Annotated in this window: 15 protein-coding genes and 1 pseudogene; 11 read left to right on the top strand and 5 right to left on the bottom strand. The window is 63.2% G+C overall.

Annotated features, from left to right (window positions below; all coding sequences use genetic code 11):
* Positions 1-10: 10 nt before the first annotated feature.
* From tssF to J2Y83_RS15540, 5 genes are read left to right on the top strand one after another with little or no spacing between them, the layout of a single operon-like run.
* Entirely contained in the window at positions 11-1,780 is a 1,770-nt protein-coding gene (gene tssF, locus J2Y83_RS15560; RefSeq protein ID WP_253396494.1) for a type VI secretion system baseplate subunit TssF, read from the top strand.
* On the top strand, positions 1,744-2,841 hold the full coding sequence (tssG, locus tag J2Y83_RS15555; protein WP_253396492.1) for a type VI secretion system baseplate subunit TssG: 1,098 nt from the start codon (positions 1,744-1,746) through the stop codon (positions 2,839-2,841). Before tssF ends, tssG begins: the two co-directional genes overlap by 37 nt.
* Positions 2,822-3,358, top strand: a complete 537-nt coding sequence (gene tssJ, locus J2Y83_RS15550) for a type VI secretion system lipoprotein TssJ (protein ID WP_253396490.1) — start codon at positions 2,822-2,824, stop codon at positions 3,356-3,358. The genes tssG and tssJ overlap by 20 nt, the downstream gene beginning before the upstream one ends.
* A gap of 3 nt (positions 3,359-3,361) precedes the next feature.
* Positions 3,362-3,802, top strand: coding sequence for a type VI secretion system baseplate subunit TssE (tssE, locus tag J2Y83_RS15545; protein WP_253396488.1), 441 nt, complete (start codon positions 3,362-3,364; stop codon positions 3,800-3,802).
* 23 nt (positions 3,803-3,825) lie between these two features.
* Entirely contained in the window at positions 3,826-4,938 is a 1,113-nt protein-coding gene (locus tag J2Y83_RS15540) for an OmpA family protein (RefSeq protein WP_253396486.1), read from the top strand.
* 3 nt (positions 4,939-4,941) lie between these two features.
* Here J2Y83_RS15540 and J2Y83_RS15535 read toward each other — a convergent pair whose 3' ends face one another.
* Positions 4,942-6,186: a methionine gamma-lyase gene (locus J2Y83_RS15535; RefSeq protein WP_253396484.1), complete on the bottom strand. Its 1,245-nt coding sequence runs from the start codon at positions 6,184-6,186 to the stop codon at positions 4,942-4,944.
* Positions 6,187-6,309: 123 nt separating this feature from the next.
* On the opposite strand from J2Y83_RS15535, the gene J2Y83_RS15530 reads away from it, so the two are divergent.
* The gene (locus J2Y83_RS15530; protein WP_247403316.1) at positions 6,310-6,780 is read left to right on the top strand and encodes an Lrp/AsnC family transcriptional regulator; all 471 of its coding nucleotides are present in this window, start codon (positions 6,310-6,312) and stop codon (positions 6,778-6,780) included.
* A gap of 106 nt (positions 6,781-6,886) precedes the next feature.
* Positions 6,887-7,324 carry a carboxymuconolactone decarboxylase family protein gene (locus J2Y83_RS15525; protein WP_253396482.1) on the top strand — a complete coding sequence of 146 codons (438 nt, stop codon included), beginning with the start codon at positions 6,887-6,889 and terminating at the stop codon, positions 7,322-7,324.
* An 18-nt stretch (positions 7,325-7,342) separates the two neighbouring features.
* Here the strand turns inward: J2Y83_RS15525 and J2Y83_RS15520 are convergent, their stop codons facing one another.
* Positions 7,343-9,493: a TonB-dependent siderophore receptor gene (locus J2Y83_RS15520; RefSeq protein ID WP_253396480.1), complete on the bottom strand. Its 2,151-nt coding sequence runs from the start codon at positions 9,491-9,493 to the stop codon at positions 7,343-7,345.
* Between the two features lie 181 nt (positions 9,494-9,674).
* On the opposite strand from J2Y83_RS15520, the gene J2Y83_RS15515 reads away from it, so the two are divergent.
* Positions 9,675-10,469 carry an acetoin reductase gene (locus J2Y83_RS15515; RefSeq protein ID WP_253396478.1) on the top strand — a complete coding sequence of 265 codons (795 nt, stop codon included), beginning with the start codon at positions 9,675-9,677 and terminating at the stop codon, positions 10,467-10,469.
* Positions 10,470-10,582: 113 nt separating this feature from the next.
* Here the strand turns inward: J2Y83_RS15515 and J2Y83_RS15510 are convergent, their stop codons facing one another.
* On the bottom strand, positions 10,583-12,451 hold the full coding sequence (locus J2Y83_RS15510) for a sigma-54-dependent Fis family transcriptional regulator (protein WP_253396477.1): 1,869 nt from the start codon (positions 12,449-12,451) through the stop codon (positions 10,583-10,585).
* Between the two features lie 309 nt (positions 12,452-12,760).
* Between J2Y83_RS15510 and J2Y83_RS15505 the strand changes: the two genes are divergently transcribed.
* From J2Y83_RS15505 to J2Y83_RS15495, 3 genes are read left to right on the top strand one after another with little or no spacing between them, the layout of a single operon-like run.
* Positions 12,761-13,738, top strand: a complete 978-nt coding sequence (locus tag J2Y83_RS15505; protein ID WP_253396476.1) for a thiamine pyrophosphate-dependent dehydrogenase E1 component subunit alpha — start codon at positions 12,761-12,763, stop codon at positions 13,736-13,738.
* Between the two features lie 39 nt (positions 13,739-13,777).
* Complete coding sequence (locus tag J2Y83_RS15500; RefSeq protein ID WP_253396475.1) at positions 13,778-14,797, top strand: alpha-ketoacid dehydrogenase subunit beta; 1,020 nt, start codon at positions 13,778-13,780, stop codon at positions 14,795-14,797.
* On the top strand, positions 14,794-15,897 hold the full coding sequence (locus J2Y83_RS15495) for an acetoin dehydrogenase dihydrolipoyllysine-residue acetyltransferase subunit (RefSeq protein ID WP_253396474.1): 1,104 nt from the start codon (positions 14,794-14,796) through the stop codon (positions 15,895-15,897). The genes J2Y83_RS15500 and J2Y83_RS15495 overlap by 4 nt, the downstream gene beginning before the upstream one ends.
* A 144-nt stretch (positions 15,898-16,041) precedes the next feature.
* Here J2Y83_RS15495 and J2Y83_RS15490 read toward each other — a convergent pair.
* Positions 16,042-16,116: pseudogene (locus J2Y83_RS15490) on the bottom strand (flavin reductase family protein); the annotation flags it as partial.
* Positions 16,117-16,259: 143 nt separating this feature from the next.
* Positions 16,260-17,156, bottom strand: coding sequence for a helix-turn-helix domain-containing protein (locus J2Y83_RS15485; protein ID WP_253396473.1), 897 nt, complete (start codon positions 17,154-17,156; stop codon positions 16,260-16,262).
* Between the last annotated feature and the right edge of the window lie 73 nt (positions 17,157-17,229).

The following is a 17,229-nucleotide window of genomic DNA, read 5'->3' as shown; positions in this document are numbered from 1 at the left end:
GAATCTATCTGTGAACATGGATAATTTAACCCTGCGCTACTACGACGCCGAAATGCGTTACCTGCGCGAAGCCGGCAAGGAATTCGCCGAAGCGTTCCCGGATCGGGCGGCCCAGCTCAACCTGGACAAACCGGGCGCGCAAGACCCCTATGTGGAGCGCCTGTTCGAAGGCTTTGCGTTCTTGATGGGACGCCTGCGCGAGAAGCTCGACGATGATTTACCGGAGTTGACCGAAGGGCTGGTCAGCCTGTTGTGGCCTCACTATTTGCGCACCATTCCGTCGTTGTCGATTGTCGAGCTTGTCCCTGAGCTCGCGCAGATGAAACGTAGCGAGTTGGTCGGCAAGGGGTTCGAGGTGTTATCCCAACCCATTGGTCCGCAACGCACCCGTTGTCGTTACACCACCACTCAGGACCTGACGTTGCAGCCGCTGGCCCTGGAGTCGGTGCGGCTGGCCTACGAGCCGGACGGTCGCTCGCTGTTGCGCCTGCGCTTTGCCTGCGGAGCGTTGACGGACTGGAGCCAGATCGAACTGAGCCGCCTGCCGCTTTACCTGAGTGCCGATGCACCGCTGGCCAGCGCCTTGCACCATGCGCTGACGCTGAACACCCAGGCGTTGTACGTGCGCCTGCCGGAGCAGCACGAGCGCCAGGCATTGGACGGCCATTTTGCGCCCAGGGGGTTTGCTGACGAGGATCGGCTGTGGCCCAAGGGTGACAGTGCGTTCAGCGGTTATCAGTTGCTGCTGGAGTACTTCACCTTTCGCGAGAAATTCATGTTCGTAACCCTCTGTGGCCTGGAACATTTGAGCATCAGCGCTGATGTGCCTTGGTTCGAACTGGACGTGGTGCTGCGTGAAGCATGGCCAAAGGAATTCAGTGTGAGCAGCGAACATATTCGCCTGCATGCCGTGCCGGTGATCAATCTGTTTGCGCTGGAGGCTGACCCGCTGACGCTGGCGCCGTTACAAAGCGACTACCTGCTACGGCCAATGCGGTTGCAGGACGGTCATACTGAAATTTATTCGGTCGATCAGGTCACCTCGTCAAAAAATGCCGTGCGTCATGACTATGTGCCGTTCAGCAGCTTTCGCCACAAGGGCGGCATGCTGCGCGACGAGGCTCCCGAGCGCTACTTTCATACGCGCCTCAAGCGCGCCGCCAATGGCTTGCATGACACCTGGCTGATCCTGGGCGGTGACGGCTTCGATAAGGACCGCCTGCGCAACAGCGAAAGCCTGTCGTTGCGCTTGACCGGCACCCACGGCCAGTTGCCGCGCAAGGCGCTGCAAAGCACCTTGCTCGATACGCTGGTGCAAACCACCCAGACCGGTTTGCGCGTGCGCAACCTGTGCGCGCCGAGCTTGCCATGCTACCCACCGAACCGTGACCGCTTTCACTGGCGGGTCCTGAGCCACCTGGGCTCGAACTTCCTGCCGATGCTCGACAACGCCGAGGTGTTGCGCGGCACATTGGCCTTGTACGACTGGACGGGCAGCGAGCTCAACCGTCGTCGTCTGGCGGCGATCGTCGAGGTCCGTCATCACGTGGTCCAGCGTTTCGAGAAAGGCTTTTTGCTACGCGGGGTGGATATCGAAATCACCCTCGATGCCAATGGCTTTTCAGGGGAAGGCGACATCAGCCTGTTCGGCGAGATGCTCAATCGCTTCTTCGCCTTGTATGCCGACATTCATTTGTACACCCAGCTCACGCTGATCCTGCAACCTACTGGAAAGTGCCTGCGATGGAACGAGAATCACAGTCAGCGTATTCCCGGCTGAAAACCAGCGGTTTGCTGGACGCCTTGCAAGGGCAGGTGGCCGAGGCCAATCTGCAGCGTTTTTGCCAGTTGCTGGAACAGGCCTTGCCCGGTCACCCACCCCTGGGCAGTACCGCGCACCCGGCGGATGACGCCGTGCGCTTTCGGCCCGATCCGGGCATGGGGTTTCCGGCCGGCGAGTTGAAGTCGATTGAAATCGATGAAGCACACCCGGAGCGTGCGGCGACGGTACGCACTCGCTTGCTCGGGTTGTACGGCGTCGATTCGCCGATGCCGACCGTGTATCTGGACGACATCGCGCAGCGTCGGGAAGGGCATGCGGCGTTGGAAGCCTTCCTGGATATTTTCAATCACCGGATCTTCACCCAGTTCTACCGGATCTGGCGCAAATACTCCCACCCGGCGACGTTCGAAGCGGGCGGCACCGATGCCACCTCGCAGTGCCTGCTGGGCTTGATCGGCCTGGGCATTCCCGGCACCGCGCAACAGGTCGGCACGCCGGTCTCGCGCTTTCTGGCCTTGCTCAGTGTGATGCGCCTGCCCACGCGTAATGCTGAAGGCATCGCCGCATTGGTCACATTGCTCGCCCCCGACACCCAGGTGCAGGTGACCCCGCATTGGCCGCAGACCATTGCGCTGCCGGCGCCGGCCAGCCTTTCCCGGCAACGTCCGGTGAGCTTGTCCCAGGGCACGCCGCTGGGCCGTGTCGGCCACGACGCCAACAGCCAACTCGGCCTGACGCTCTATACCGAGCACGCACAGGAAGCCCGTGGCTGGCTCCCCGACGGCCAGTTACTCCGCGATCTGCGGGTGCTGTTGCGTGTGTACCTGGGGTGGCGTTGCACGGCGAAACTGCGCTTGTCACTGCCGCTGCACAGCCTGCCTGCGCCGGTGTTGGGGCAGGCGGTCATTCGGCTCGGCATGACCGGCGTGCTGGGCTTGGGAGGCGCTGCCTGGCGGGCGACCGAGCACGCCACGCTGACGATCAACCTGGGTCGCTACCAAGGCCTTTCGATTAACCCACGCAACAGGGAGACACAGCATGTCGCATACCGTTTTTAATCTCATGATGCTAGCGGCATTCACGCTACCGCTGGGCGGTTGTGGGTTGGCCCAGACCGTGGCGGATGGCACGGCATCCACCGCCAAGGCGATCTTCTACAAGCAGGTTAAAACCCTGCACCTGGATTTCAGCGCGCGCACGGCGCTGAACACCGATGCCACGGACATGCGTGCCTTGTCGGTACCGACCCTGGTGCGGGTTTACCAATTGCGTGACAACAAGGCCATGGCGCTGGCGACCTACGAAGGCTTGCTGGACGATGACGAGCGCTTGCTCGCGAGTGCGTTGTTGGACAAACGCTCGCTGGTGGTGAAACCGGAGGAGGGCGCGCAACTGAATGTGCCGATGCACAAGGACGCGCAATTTGTCACGCTGGTGGCGCTGTTTCGCGACCCCGATACCCGGCAGAACACCTGGCGCCTGACCCTGGCGCGTGACGACCTCGAGCCGGACCGCGCGCGGGTGATCGAACTGGGCGATAACCGCCTGACCCTGCGCCCGCTGGCGAAGGACTGAGCCATGACCGAGTACAGCCCTTCGCTCTACGAACGCCTGCTGCACAATTTCGACGGTGAGTTGGACTTGCAGCGGGTCAGCGAGGCGGATCAGCACACGCTCTCCGTGCTGGACAACCTGCAGCGCATCCTCAACAGCCGAGCGGGCTCGCTCAGCCATCTGCCGGATTATGGGTTGCCGGACATGGGCCTGATCCTGCAAGGGCTGCCTGCCACGGCCCATGACTTGATCGGCACCATGACCGACACGCTGCTCAAGTACGAACCGCGTCTGGCGGCGATCACCGTCGAACTGCTGCCCCAGGCGCTGCCGGGTCATCTGGAGTATGCCTTGGACCTGCAATTGAAGGATGGGCAGCGCGTGAACTTCGGCACCCGCTTGACACCCGAGGGCAAGGTGCTGGTGCGGCACTTGAAGCGACAGCATTACCTGTCGAAGCCTTGAACCGATAACGGAAGGGAAGCCCGATGACGGCGTTGTTTGAGATGCGTATTCAAGTCGGCGGTGATCCGCGTGGTTTCAGTGAGTTCAGCGCTTTGCGCGATGAGTTGGCCAAGCTCAGCCATCCCGCCTGCCCGGATGTGGACTGGGCCAAGGTCGAGCAAGGCTGCCTTGTGCTGTTCCAGCAAAACGGCGCGGAGTTGCACAGCGCGTGCTTTTACGCCTTGGCCCGCGGCCAGCGTCACGGGGTGGAGGGCATCACGCAAGGTGTGGCGTTGATCGAGGCGCTGGGCGGCGAGTGGGCGCGCCTGTGGCCACCGATGGCGTCGGCACGCCTGGACTTGCTGGGATGGTTGTTCGACCAACTGCAATTGCTGCTGCGCAGTGTGGTGATGAACGCCTACAGTGTGGCCGCATTGGTTCAATTGGACATCGAACTGGCGCGTTTGCAGGTGCGTTTGCGTACTCATCTGGACAGCCCTCTGCAATCGCTGCAAGCCCTGCGTTATCAGGTCGGCGGTCTGATCCAGCGCCTGGAACAGAGCCCCGCGTCGGGCGAAACGCAGCTCGCGCCGGTCAGGTTGATGGCGCCGGCGTTGGTGACCCCCGTGGTGATTCTGCCGCCACCCGAAGTGGCGCCGCGCAGGTCACGCATCGGCCTGTGGTGGCTGCTCGGGGCGCTGATCGTCGTTGTGCTCTCGGGATTCGGTTGGCGCATGTGGCTGTCAGGTCCAGGCAGTGAACCCCTTATGCCCGCCCCGGTTCGACTGGACAGCCTGTCGCTGTTCGATGCCGGCAGTGCCACGCTCAAGCCGGGCTCGGCCAAGGTGCTGATCAATGCCCTGGTCGACATCAAAGCCCAGCCCGGCTGGCTGATCGTGATCGCCGGGCATACGGATGCGACCGGTCCCGTCGAACAGAACCTGACACTGTCCCATGCCCGCGCCTCTGCCGTGCGCGACTGGATGCAGCGCATGGGCGACATTGCCGACAGTTGCTTTGCCGTCCAAGGCTTCGCGGCCAGTCAGCCGATTGCCAGCAACGACACCGAAGCCGGACGCGCCGCGAACCGTCGCGTGGATATTCACCTGGTGCCACAAACGGGGGCCTGCGGCGAGGCCACCGTGGCAGTGGATTGAGCGCTATTTCAGCGCATGCTCAACCACCTGCGCCGCACGCGGTGCAGCCCGCGTGCACTTGGCCAACGCCTGCTGCACGTCCGCCAGCAGGTCGGCGATGTCCTCCAACCCGACCGACAAACGTACCAACCCTTCGCTGATCCCGTGCGCTGCCCGCTCCTGCGGGGTGTAGGTGGAGTGGGTCATGCTCGCCGGGTGTTGGGCCAGGGATTCGGCATCGCCCAGGCTGACTGCGCGGCTGAACAGCTTGAGCGCGTTCATGAAGCGCCGGCCGGCCGCGATCCCGCCTTTGAGCTCGAAGGCAATCATCCCACCGGACATGCGCATCTGCCGCGCCGCCAGTTCGTACTGAGGGAATGAGCGCAGCCCCGGGTACGTCACGCGTTCCACCGCCGGGTGCGCCTGCAAGGCTTCGGCCACCGCTTGGGCGTTGCTGCAATGGCGGTCCATGCGCAGCGCCAGGGTCTTGAGGCCGCGCATCAGCAGCGACGCGTCTTGCGGTGACATGACCGCGCCGGTCAGGTCTTTGAGCCCTTGCAGGCGAATGCGCTGCGCCAGCGCCTGGTTGCTCACCGCAATGCCGGCGGTGATGTCGCCATGCCCGCTGAGGTACTTGGTGGCTGAGTGCACGACGACATCGGCGCCCAGGTCCAGGGGCCGTTGCAGGTAGGGCGTGCAGTAGGTGTTGTCGACCACCACGATGACGTTGGGCTGCTGGTGCGCAAGCGCCGCCACGGCGGCGATATCGACCAATTGCAGGGTGGGGTTGGCCGGGGTTTCGCAGTAGATCATGCGCGTGGCCGGGGACAGTGCGGCGTGCAGCGCGTCCAGGTCGGTGAGGTCGACATGGCGCACCTTGATGCCGAATTCAGCGATGCCATGGTGCAGCAGGGCGAAGGTGCAGCCGTAGAGCGTCTGGCTGACGATCACCTCATCGCCGGGGCGCAGCAGGGTCCAGAAGGTGGCAGCAATCGCGCCCATGCCGGAGCTGAAGGCGACGGCGGCCTCGCCGTTTTCCAGGCTGGCCATGCGCGCTTCCAGCAGGGCCAGGGTCGGGTTGGAAATACGCGTGTAGAAGTGCCCGCTTTCTTCACCGGCAAAACACGCGGCGCCGTATTCGGCGGTGGGGAAGGCGAACGTAGCGCTGAGATAGATCGGCGGTACGAGGGCGCCGTGGTGGTCCTTGGGGTCATAGCCGTGGTGGATGGCGCGGGTGGAAAAGCCGAATGTATTGTGTTTATTGTTCATGTCGGATACTCCTTATTTCCTACAATGCTATGCTCATAACCACAGCTGAATTTTGCAATATTTGCTGACAAGTCCCGGGCTACGGGATGAAACCTCCCAAAAAATAATGATTAGAGGCACGTTATGCCCGTCAGCCTGGATCGCACCGACAAGGCCCTTTTAAACGCGCTGCAAGGCAACGCCCGCTTGACCGTGGCCGAACTCGCCGAGCGCGTATCCCTGACCACCTCTCCCTGCTGGCGGCGGGTCAGAAACCTGGAAGAGAGCGGGGTGATCAGCGGTTATCAGGCGATCCTGTCGCCCAAGGCATTGGGGTATGGGGTGACGGCGTTTGTCAGCATCATGATGGAGAGCCACACCCAGGAGGTCGCGCGGGCGTTCGAGCAGCGCTTGTTGGACATTCCGCAAATCGTGGCTTGCCATAACGTCTCGGGGCGTTATGACTTTCTGCTGGAGGTGGTGGCCAAGGACCTGGAGTCGTTTGGCGAATTCGCGCGGGAGGTGTTACAGACGTTGCCGTGCGTCAAAGAGATCTACTCGAGCTTTTCCTACAAGTCGGTGCGGCCGTTGCGCGTGATTCCGTTGCCGGGCTGAGCCCATGCGCACATTGGCTACCTGATCTTTGCCGAAATTGGCTATTTCTCCCGAGTGCTGCGCTGACTAACCTGGCCACCAATTTCCAGTGTTCAGGAGCTCTACCATGCAACCCCGTACTGATTTCTACACCGCTTCCCCAGATGCCATGAAAGCCATGCTCGCCCTGGAAACCGCAGTGGGCAGACTGTCCATCGAATTGCCCCTGCTCGAACTGATACGCCTGCGCGTGTCGCAGATCAACGGCTGCGCCTTCTGCCTCGACATGCACACCGCCGATGCGCGCAAGGGCGGTGAGACCGAGCGCCGCCTGTACACATTGTCGGCCTGGCGTGAAACGCCGTTCTTCACCCCGCGTGAACGCGCCGCGCTGGCCTGGGCCGAAAGCCTGACCCTGGTCAGCCAGACCCGCGCCGCAGACGAAGATTACGACTCGCTCGCCGCCGAGTTCAGCGCCCAGGAACAGGTCGATCTGAGCGTGGCCATCGCCACCATCAACAGCTGGAACCGCCTGGCGGTGGGCTTTCGCAAGATGCCCAAGTAAGCCCGAGGCCGTGCGCGGTCAGAAGTTGACCGAGGCACTCAGGCGCGCCGTCAGCGGCGCGCCCTGGAACAGGTAATCATCGCCCATGTACTCACCTGCGTCGCGCCAGTAGCGCTTGTCGAACAGGTTGTCGACGCTCAGGCGAAACACCGTCTCATAGCCATCGATTTTGGTGGTGTAGCGGCTGCCGACGTTGACCACCGCGTAGTCCCCGACCTCGACGTTGCCGCTGCGGTTGGCGTACTTCTTGGCGCTGTATTGCACGCCACCCAGTACCGCCAGGCCGTTCACCCACGGCAGCGCGTAGTCGGCGTAGACACTGGCGCGCAGCTTGGGCACGTTGATCGCCTGGTGACCTTCGTAGTCCGGCGTGCCGCTGCCGCTGACCCGCGCACGAATCGCCGCGACGCTGGTGGCGATCTGCAGGCGGTCGGTGGCCCAGCCGTTGGCCGACAGTTCCAGCCCGGTGTTTTTCTGTTCGCCTTGTTGCACGTAGGTGAAGTTTCCAGCGCCATCCGGCTTGGCATACTGGTAGGCCTGGCGCGTCTGGAAGACAGCGGCGGCGAAGCTGATGCGGCGCCAGTCGTATTTCACGCCGGCTTCGAGTTGCCGTGACACGGTCGGGGCCAGGGTCTCGTTCGGGTTGCTCGCGAACCACGGCGCCGTGCCGCCCAGGGACAGGCCCTTGCTGTAGCTGGTGTACAGCGAGATGTTTTCAATCGGCTTATAGATCAGCGATGCCTGGGGCAGGAACACGTACTGCTGGGTATGGCGCGCCTGGTCGCCATTGCTGTTAAAGGCTTTTTCATCGAGGCGCACTTCGCGACCGCCGAGGAGGGTTTGCCACTGCTCGTTGAAGCGGATGCGGTCAGTGACGAATACGCCGTACTGGCGGCTGTCGAGGTTGCGATGACTGTCGTGCAGCGGCACGTTGGTCGGCGCAAACGTCGGTGCGTCGTCGTTGATATTGCCGCTGCCGATGTATTCGTTGACCGCCTCGCGCTTGTCGATCACCCGGCGAAACGCGCTGGTGCCGAAGGTCAGTTCATGGCCCAGGCCGACGGTGTCGAACAGCCCGGTCATGGCCGCCTGCACTTCATCGTCGCGGCGGGTGTCGTCGGGGCTGCGGTAGTCGTAGATGTCGTAGTCACCCTCGGGGCTGAACGTGTTGGCGTTGCACGTGTTCACGTAGAAACAGCCCCAGGCGAACGAACTGTAGTCATCGATCACCACCTTGCTGCGCGCCGCGCTGACACTGCCTTTCCACTGGTCACTGAAGCGGTATTCGAACTTGCCGTTGAGGTTCAGCGAATCAATACCAACCTGCTTGGAACCGCTTTGATGGCCCAGCAGCTTTTTCGGCGATGCATCGTGGGGCACTTCACTGCCGCCCAGCAGTTGGTAGCCCGGCACCGAGCGCTGTTGTTTGTTCTGGTACTCCGCATCCAGTTGCAGCACCGCGTCGGGGCTGATGTTCCAGTCGAACGCCAGTGACAGGAAGTCGCGCTGGCCGTTGGCGTGTTCCACGTAGGCATTGAGGTCTTCATGGGCCACGTTGGCGCGTAGGCCGAACTGCTGCTCGCTGCCGAACCAGCCGCCGACGTCAGTGGCGATATAACCGCTGCCGCGGTCGTCGCTGGACACCGTCACCGAACGCACGTCTTGCGGGCGCTTGGTCACGTAGTTGATCACGCCGCTGGGCTCGGAAATCCCACTTTGCAGGCCGGCCAGGCCCTTGAGCACTTCCACCTGTTGTTTGTTTTCCAGGGCGACGTTCTGCTCGCCGGTGATGGTGCGCCCGTTGATCTTGTAGCTGCTCGCGGCGTTCAGCGAGAAGCCGCGCACCACGAAGTTTTCGTAGTAGCCGATCGGTGCGTAGCTGTCGCCCACCGAGGCGTCGTTGCGCAGCACTTCGCTGAGCAGGCGGGCTTGCTGGTCCTTGATCAGGGCGGCGTTGATCACGCTGATCGAGGCGGGAGTGTCCAGCAACGGCGCTTCATTGAAGCCGCCGACCGAGGCGGTGTCACTGCGATAACCGGACTCATCCTGGCCCAGCACCTGCACCGCCGGCAGTTCAATTTCCGCGGCCAGACTGCTGCCGATGCCACCGCTGAGCAGCAGGCCGAGGGCGAAACGTGAAGTGGCGACGGGGCGGAAACGCAAAACCATGGGGCAAGGCCTTAAAGCGCAGGACGGGGGGCGCATAAGCTAGGCATAAGTGCGTGCATTTACAAGGATTCGCGCATTGAGACATCCCGTCTCAGCGTGTACGCCGATCCACTCGCGTCTCGACAGGCCAGGTAGGCATCTGCGATAGACGAGGCTTCTCTCATCGTTGCAGGAGGTCGTCATGAGTACCGCTGGAAACGTTATCGCTGGAAAAGTAGCGCTGGTGACCGGCGCCGGGCAGGGCATCGGCCGGGCCATCGCCCTGCGCCTGGCACGGGACGGTGCCGATATCGCGCTGGTGGACATCAATGGCGCCAAGCTCGAGGCCGTGGCCGCTGAAATCGTCGCGGCAGGGCGCAAGGCGTCGGTGTTCATCGCCGACGTATCCAAACGCGAACAGGTGGTGGCTGCCGTCGAACACGCATACCAGACCCTCGGTGGCTTCGACATCATCGTCAACAACGCTGGGGTGGCGCAGATCGATTCACTGCTGGAGGTGACGCCGGAGCAGGTCGAGCGCACCCTCGGCATCAACGTGCAGGGTGTGCTGTGGGGCATCCAGGCCGCCGGCAAGAAGTTCAAGGCGCTCAAGCAGAAGGGCAAGATCATCAACGCCTGCTCGATTGCCGGGCATGAAGGCTTTGCGTTGCTGGGCGTGTACTCGGCGACCAAGTTCGCGGTGCGCGCCCTGACCCAGGCGGCGGCGAAGGAACTGGCGAGCGCCGGGATCACCGTCAATGCCTATTGCCCGGGCGTGGTCGGCACCGATATGTGGGTCGAGATCGATAAGCGCATGGCCGAGATTACCGGCGCCGAAGTCGGCGCGACCTACAAGAAGTACGTGGACGGGATTGCCCTGGGCCGTGCGCAAACGCCGGAGGATGTAGCGGGGCTAGTGTCTTACCTGGCGGGGCCGGATGCGGACTATATGACCGGGCAATCGCCGTTGATCGATGGTGGGATTGTGTACCGATAGCCCTGAAAACACGCGGTTCAACGGTGGGAGTGGGCTTGCCCGCGATGGCGGCGGTTCAGTCACAGCATCGCCTTCGCGGGCAAGCCCGCTCCCACATGTTTGACGGTGCTGTGTCAGATATGTTTGCCCGGCATGTCGATGCCCAACTGGTTGACCCGGCGATACAGCGTCGCCCGCGAAATCCCCAGCGCCTGGGCGGTCGGCGACGGCTTCCAGCGATGCCGGATCAGCGCATCCAGCACCACCTGGCGTTCCGGGCTGACACGCTCTTGCACGTCGGCCTCGATCTGCTCGCCGCGCACCTCCACGGGTAAGTCCGCTAGTTGGATGGTACCGCCGTCGCACACCGCACAGGCATACGCCAGTACATGGCGCAGTTGGCGCACGTTGCCCGGCCAGGCATACCCCAGCAATAGCTCCAGCGCGGCAGGCCCGATACCCACGGCAATCCCGCTGTGGTGTGCCTCCTGTTCCACCAGCCGATTGATCAATGCCAGCTTGTCGCTGCGCTCGCGCAAGGGCGGCAGGCAGAACCGCGCGCAGCCCAGGCGAAAGTACAGGTCCTCGCGAAAACGCCCCTCGCTGACCAGCGCCGCCAGGTCGCGGTGGCTGGCGCAGATCACCTGGATATCCACCGCACGGGTTTTCGCCGCGCCCAGCGGGGCCACTTCACCTTCGGCCAAGACCCGCAGTAAACGCGTCTGCAGGGCCAGCGGCATATCGCCGATTTCATCGAGAAACAGCGTGCCGCCATCGGCCTGCAACAACAGCCCGGTCATGCCCTTGCTCGACGCGCCAGTGAAGGCCCCGGCGACATAGCCGAACAGCTCGCTTTCGATCAGGTTTTCCGGGATCGCCGCGCAGTTCACCGCCACGAACGGCCCGCCGCGACGGGCGCTGCGTTCATGCAGTTGGCGCGCAAACACTTCCTTGCCGGCGCCGGTTTCGCCCTGCACCAGTACCGGCAGGTTGCGGTCCTTGACCCGCACGGCCAGGCGCAGGTGTTCTTCCACCCGTGGGTCGACTTGGTTGTTTGCCGTCTTAACGGGACGCGCCGGTTTGCGCTGCGGCGCGCTGACCCGCACATGCAACGCGCCGGGTTCGCCCAGCCAGTGCAGTTGTTGCGCCGATTGATCGCTCACCGCACGTAACGCATCCAGGTCGAACACCTCGCTGATATGTACCGGCACCTGGCCAAAGCGTCGGCGCAGGGCTTGGCGCGCCTTGCTGTTCAAGGCATGCAGGCGACCGTCCTGGTCCCAGGCCAGCAACAGGTCGGGCTGGCTGTCGACATAGCCGGGCGTGCTGTGGGCCTGGAGCACCCAGTGCTGACGGGCGCTGTGCATGAAGAAGGCATTTTCGATGGCTTGCGCGCTCTGCGCCACCATCTGCCGCACCAGGTGCTGGCTGCGCCGGTCATCCGGGGATTTGAGCGCCGAGGCGTCCATCACCCCGAGCAGGTTGCCTTGGGGGTCGAAGATGGGTGCGGCAGAGCAGGTCAGCCCGATAAACGCCGCGCGAAAGTGATCGCGCTTATGCACCGTCACCGCAGCCTTGCTGGTGAGTACCGTGGCCACGCCGCAGGTGCCTTCTTCGGCTTCCGACCAGCAGGTGCCCAAGTACAGGCCGGCCTTGCGGCAATCGTTGCGAATCGCGGTGTCCACGCGGTGGTCGATGGTCTGGCCCTGGGCGTCGGTGAGCATTACGCAGTAGTCGGCATGGCGCACGCGGTGGTGGAGTTGACCGACTTCTTCGCTGGCGATGCGCATGAACAGATCGGCGCGTTCACGGCATTCCTTGAGCAGTGGCTCACTGAGAATGCGTGGCCCTTGCAGCGAGCCGGGGTCGAGGTGGTGTTGCTCCATGGAGCGTCGCCACGAATCGAAAATCAGCGACGGCACCGGCGCCTGAGGCAGGCGATCGGCATTGCGTACCACACGACTGACGCAGTCGACATGGTCCTTGGAGTTCGCGGCGAGCATAAGGCCTCCGGTTCTCGATCTTTGTTGTTATGCCCGCCATTAAGCGCGCATGCGCGCACAGGGACAAGGGCGGCCTGACCAACTGCCCCGCGTGAGACGCAACGTCTCATTCGGCCGCAGACGTTACGGGCAGGTTGCAATGGCGCGTCTCATTCTGCGGTTGGCGGTCGCCGCCGCACAACCGCACGGCACTGCTCTGGATCAAGCCTTTGCCAGGTTTGTCGAGGTGTTGGCACAGGCTGTGCTGATGGCTTTGTAACTGGCCGCAGCCAGTCTTTTGTGTGTCGAGACAACCTGGAGAACAACAAGATGTCCACTCACCTGTCCACTGATCAATTGCTTCATGCCTACACCGTGATGCGCACTATTCGCGATTTCGAAGAGCGCCTGCACGTGGAATTCGCCACCGGCGAGATCCCAGGTTTCGTCCACCTGTATGCCGGCCAGGAAGCCAGCGCCGCCGGAGTCATGGCCCACCTCAACGATGAAGACTGCATCGCCTCCAACCACCGTGGTCACGGCCATTGCATCGCCAAGGGCGTGGACGTGTTCGGCATGATGGCCGAGATCTACGGCAAGAAAACCGGGGTGTGCGGTGGTAAGGGCGGCTCCATGCACATTGCCGACCAGGAGAAAGGCATGCTCGGCGCCAACGGTATCGTCGGTGCCGGCGCGCCCTTGGCGGCCGGGGCGGCGCTGGCGTCCAAGCTCAAGGGCAGCCAGGGCGTGGCCGTGGCGTTTTTCGGCGACGGCGGCTCCAACGAGGGCGCGGTGTTCGAGGCAATGAACCTGGCCGCGATCATGAAACTGCCGTGCCTGTTCGTCGCGGAAAACAACGGCTACGCCGAAGCCACCGGCTCGGGCTGGTCGGTCGCATGCAAAGACATCGCCGAGCGCGCCGTGGGTTTTGGCATGCCGGGGGTGATCGTCGACGGCAATGACTTCTTCGCCGTACACGCGGCTCTTGGGGTGGCCGTGGAACGTGCGCGCAGCGGCCAGGGGCCGACGCTGGTGGAGGTCAAGTTGAGCCGCTTCTACGGCCACTTCGAAGGCGATGCGCAAACCTATCGCGGCCCCGATGAAGTGAAGAACCTGCGCGAATCCCACGATTGCCTGGTGCTGTTTCGCCAACGCTGCAGCGCCGAAGGCTGGCTCGATGCCGCGCAATTCGAGCGCGTCGACGCGGAGGTCGCGCAACTGATCGAAGACGCTGTGCGCCTGGCCAAGTCCGATCCCAAGCCCCAGGCCTCCGATCTGCTCAGCGATGTCTATGTTGCTTACCGCTAATCGCCACCCACTACAAAAACAATCCGTGGAGAATTGATCATGGCTCGAAAAATCAGTTATCAGCAGGCAATCAACGAAGCCCTGGCCCAGGAAATGCGCCGGGACCAGAGTGTATTCATCATCGGCCAGGACGTGTCCGGCGGCACCGGCTCCCCGGGTGAACAGGACGCCTGGGGCGGTGTACTGGGCGTGACCAAGGGCCTGTATCCGGAGTTTCCCGACCGCGTCTTGGATGCGCCGTTGTCCGAAGTCGGCTACGTCGGCATGGCGGTCGGCGCGGCCACCCGGGGCATGCGCCCGGTGTGCGAGTTGATGTTCGTCGATTTTATCGGCTGCTGCCTCGACCAGTTGCTCAACCAGGCCGCCAAGTTCCGCTACATGTTCGGCGGCAAGACCACCACGCCGCTGGTGGTGCGCGCCATGTACGGCGCCGGCCTGCGCGCCGCCGCGCAGCACTCGCAGATGCTCACCTCGATGTGGACGCACATCCCCGGCCTCAAGGTGGTGTGCCCGGCCACGCCCTATGACGCCAAGGGCATGCTGATCCAGGCGATCCGCGACAACGACCCGGTGATCTTTCTCGAACACAAAATGCTCTACAGCCTGCAGGGCGAAGTGCCGGAGGAGATGTACACCGTGCCCTTCGGCGAAGCCAACTATGTGCGCGAAGGCAATGACGTGACCCTGGTCACCTACGGGCGCATGGTGCACATCGCCCTGGAAGCCGCCGCCAACCTGGCGCGCCAGGGCATCGACTGCGAAGTGCTGGACCTGCGCACCACCAGCCCCCTGGACGAAGACAGCATCCTCGAAAGCGTGGAGAAAACCGGGCGCCTGGTGGTGATCGACGAGTCCAACCCGCGCTGTTCGATTGCCACCGACATCAGTGCGCTGGTGGCGCAGCGCGGGTTTTCATTCTTGCGCGCGCCGATCGAAATGGTCACCGCGCCGCACACGCCGGTGCCGTTCTCCGATGCGCTGGAAGACCTGTACATCCCCAACGCCGCGAAGATCGAAGCCGCGGTGTTGAAGATCGCCGACAAGAGGAATGCCGCATGATCCATACCTTGACCATGCCCAAATGGGGCTTGTCGATGACCGAAGGCCGGGTGGATGTCTGGCTCAAACAGCCGGGCGACCGGGTGGAGAAGGGCGAAGAAGTGCTCGACGTCGAGACCGACAAGATCTCCAGCAGCGTCGAGGCGCCGTTCAGTGGTGTGCTGCGGCGTGTGCTGGCGCTGAGCGACGAGACCTTGCCGGTGGGCGCGCTGCTCGGGATTGTGGTGGAGGGCGAGGCCACGGAAGCCGAGATTGATGCGGTGATCGAGCGTTTCCAGGCCAGCTTCGTGTCGAGTGCGGCCGAGGCGCAAGCGTCCGGGCCCAGCGCGCAGAAAGTCGAGGTGGGCGGGCGGCTGTTGCGCTATCTCGACCTCGGTGAGGGCGGCACGCCGCTGGTGCTGGTCCACGGGTTTGGCGGCGACTTGAATAACTGGCTGTTCAACCACCCGGCCCTGGCGACGGAGCGACGCGTGATTGCATTGGATTTGCCGGGGCATGGCGAGTCGGGCAAGCAGTTGCACAGCGCCGATGCCGAGGAACTGAGCCAGGCGGTGTTGGCGTTGCTCGATCATCTCACGCTCGACCGCGTACACCTGGCCGGGCATTCCATGGGCGGTCTGGTGAGCCTGACAGTGGCGAGCCAGGCACCCGCGCGTGTGGCTTCGCTGACCCTGATCGCCAGCGCCGGCCTGGGGCCTGATATCAACGGCGATTACCTGCAAGGCTTCACCGAGGCCAACAACCGCAACGCGCTCAAGCCGCAACTGGTGCAACTGTTCAGCGACCCGGCGCTGGTCACCCGGCAGATGCTCGAAGACATGCTCAAGTTCAAGCGCCTGGAAGGCGTGGATCAGGCGTTGCGCCAACTCAATGCCCAGCTCTTTGATGGCGGGCGGCAGCAGCTGGATTTGCGCAACGTCGTGGGGCAGCAGCCAAGCCTGGTGATCTGGGGCAGCGATGATGCAATCATCCCGGCCAGGCATGCCGAGGGGCTTGAGGCCCAGGTGGAAATCCTGCCGGGGCAGGGGCATATGGTGCAGTTGGAGGCGGCGGAGCGAGTCAATCAACTGATGGCAACCTTCCTCAACGCCCAGCCTTGATGCAGTCCAATGTGGGAGGGGCGGTGCGACGATTCGACTTGCCCCCGATAGCGGTGGGTCAGCTACAGATAAGCTGGCTGTTCCTCCGCCATCGGGGGCAAGCCCCCTCCCACAAAGTTTTGTGTGTGGCTTAGGCTGGCATGGGCAATACACCAGTGGCCCGGCGTTCTGCCGGGGCACGATGAGGTTCTTCACCGAGCCAACCATGATCGCGTGGTCACTCGCGCCACTGGGACGGGGCTGACACCCCGCAATCAAACTGTGGGAGGGGGCTTGCCCCCGATAGCGGCGGGTCAGCTACAGATAAGCTGGCTGTTCCTCCGCCATCGGGGCAAGCCCCCTCCCACCATTTAGATTGCATTTCAAAGGGAGCGCTTGAGGGTTGCGCTCGGCAGTTCTTTGAACAGTGCCTGGTAGCTATTGGAAAATCGCCCCAAATGCCAGAACGACCAGTTCATCGCCACTTCCGCCACCGTGGCCCCGGTTGAACTCAACAACTCCCGCCTTGCCCCGTTCAAGCGGCGCAAGCGCAACCACTGCGCCGGGCTCATCCCGGTGTAGGTCTTGAAGCCCTGTTGCAACTGGCGCAACGGCACACCGGCGATCTGCGCCAGTTCCAGTAGGTTGACGGCGTCATCCGCTGCATCTACCGCCCATTCGCCAATGCGCGTCATCAGCCGGCGCTCTTCGCTGCGCCGCTGCAATGACTGGCGGTCCAGGCACACGCAGGCGTTGTCGAGAATGAACAGGCAGTCGTCGAGCAACTGCTGGGTGAGGGCATCGCGGCAGATCGGGTCGGTGGTGGCGGATAACCGGGTCAGGGTGCCACTGAGCCAACGGGTGAACAGCGCATTCTGCTGGCCGCTCAGCGGCGCCATGAACAAGCCTTCGAGTTTCGCCACATCCAGCCCATGGCGCTGCACGAACTGCGGCCCGAACACCACCGCGACTTCGCGGTAGTTCTCTGGGGTGATCCAGGTGTTGCGGCTCTCGCCATTGAGCAGGTACAGCGCGTTGTCGCTGCCGTCGAAACAGAACGCCAGCGCCCCCGGCGGCGCGTTGAAATGCTGCTCCACCCGGGTGTTCATGCACTCTTCGTAGACCTCCACACCTTGCAGGTCGAGGTAGCGAATCTGCCCGGCGAAATGCCCGGGGGACATCTGCTGGTAGTGCTGCACCCAGCCGGGTGTCGCACGGCATTGGGCGGCCACATCACCGGTGGTGAAGGCCTGTACGCGCAAAGCGGTAGCCTGTGTCATGGGGAACCTGGTCGCACTCTATTGGTGCGTTGTGTTCGGTGCAAAGTGGATAGATGCCGTGGTGCGGCGAGCC

The organism is Pseudomonas marginalis, assembly GCF_024169655.1.
Taxonomy (GTDB): domain Bacteria; phylum Pseudomonadota; class Gammaproteobacteria; order Pseudomonadales; family Pseudomonadaceae; genus Aquipseudomonas; species Aquipseudomonas paraveronii.
This window is presented reverse-complemented; position numbering and strand designations above follow the sequence as displayed.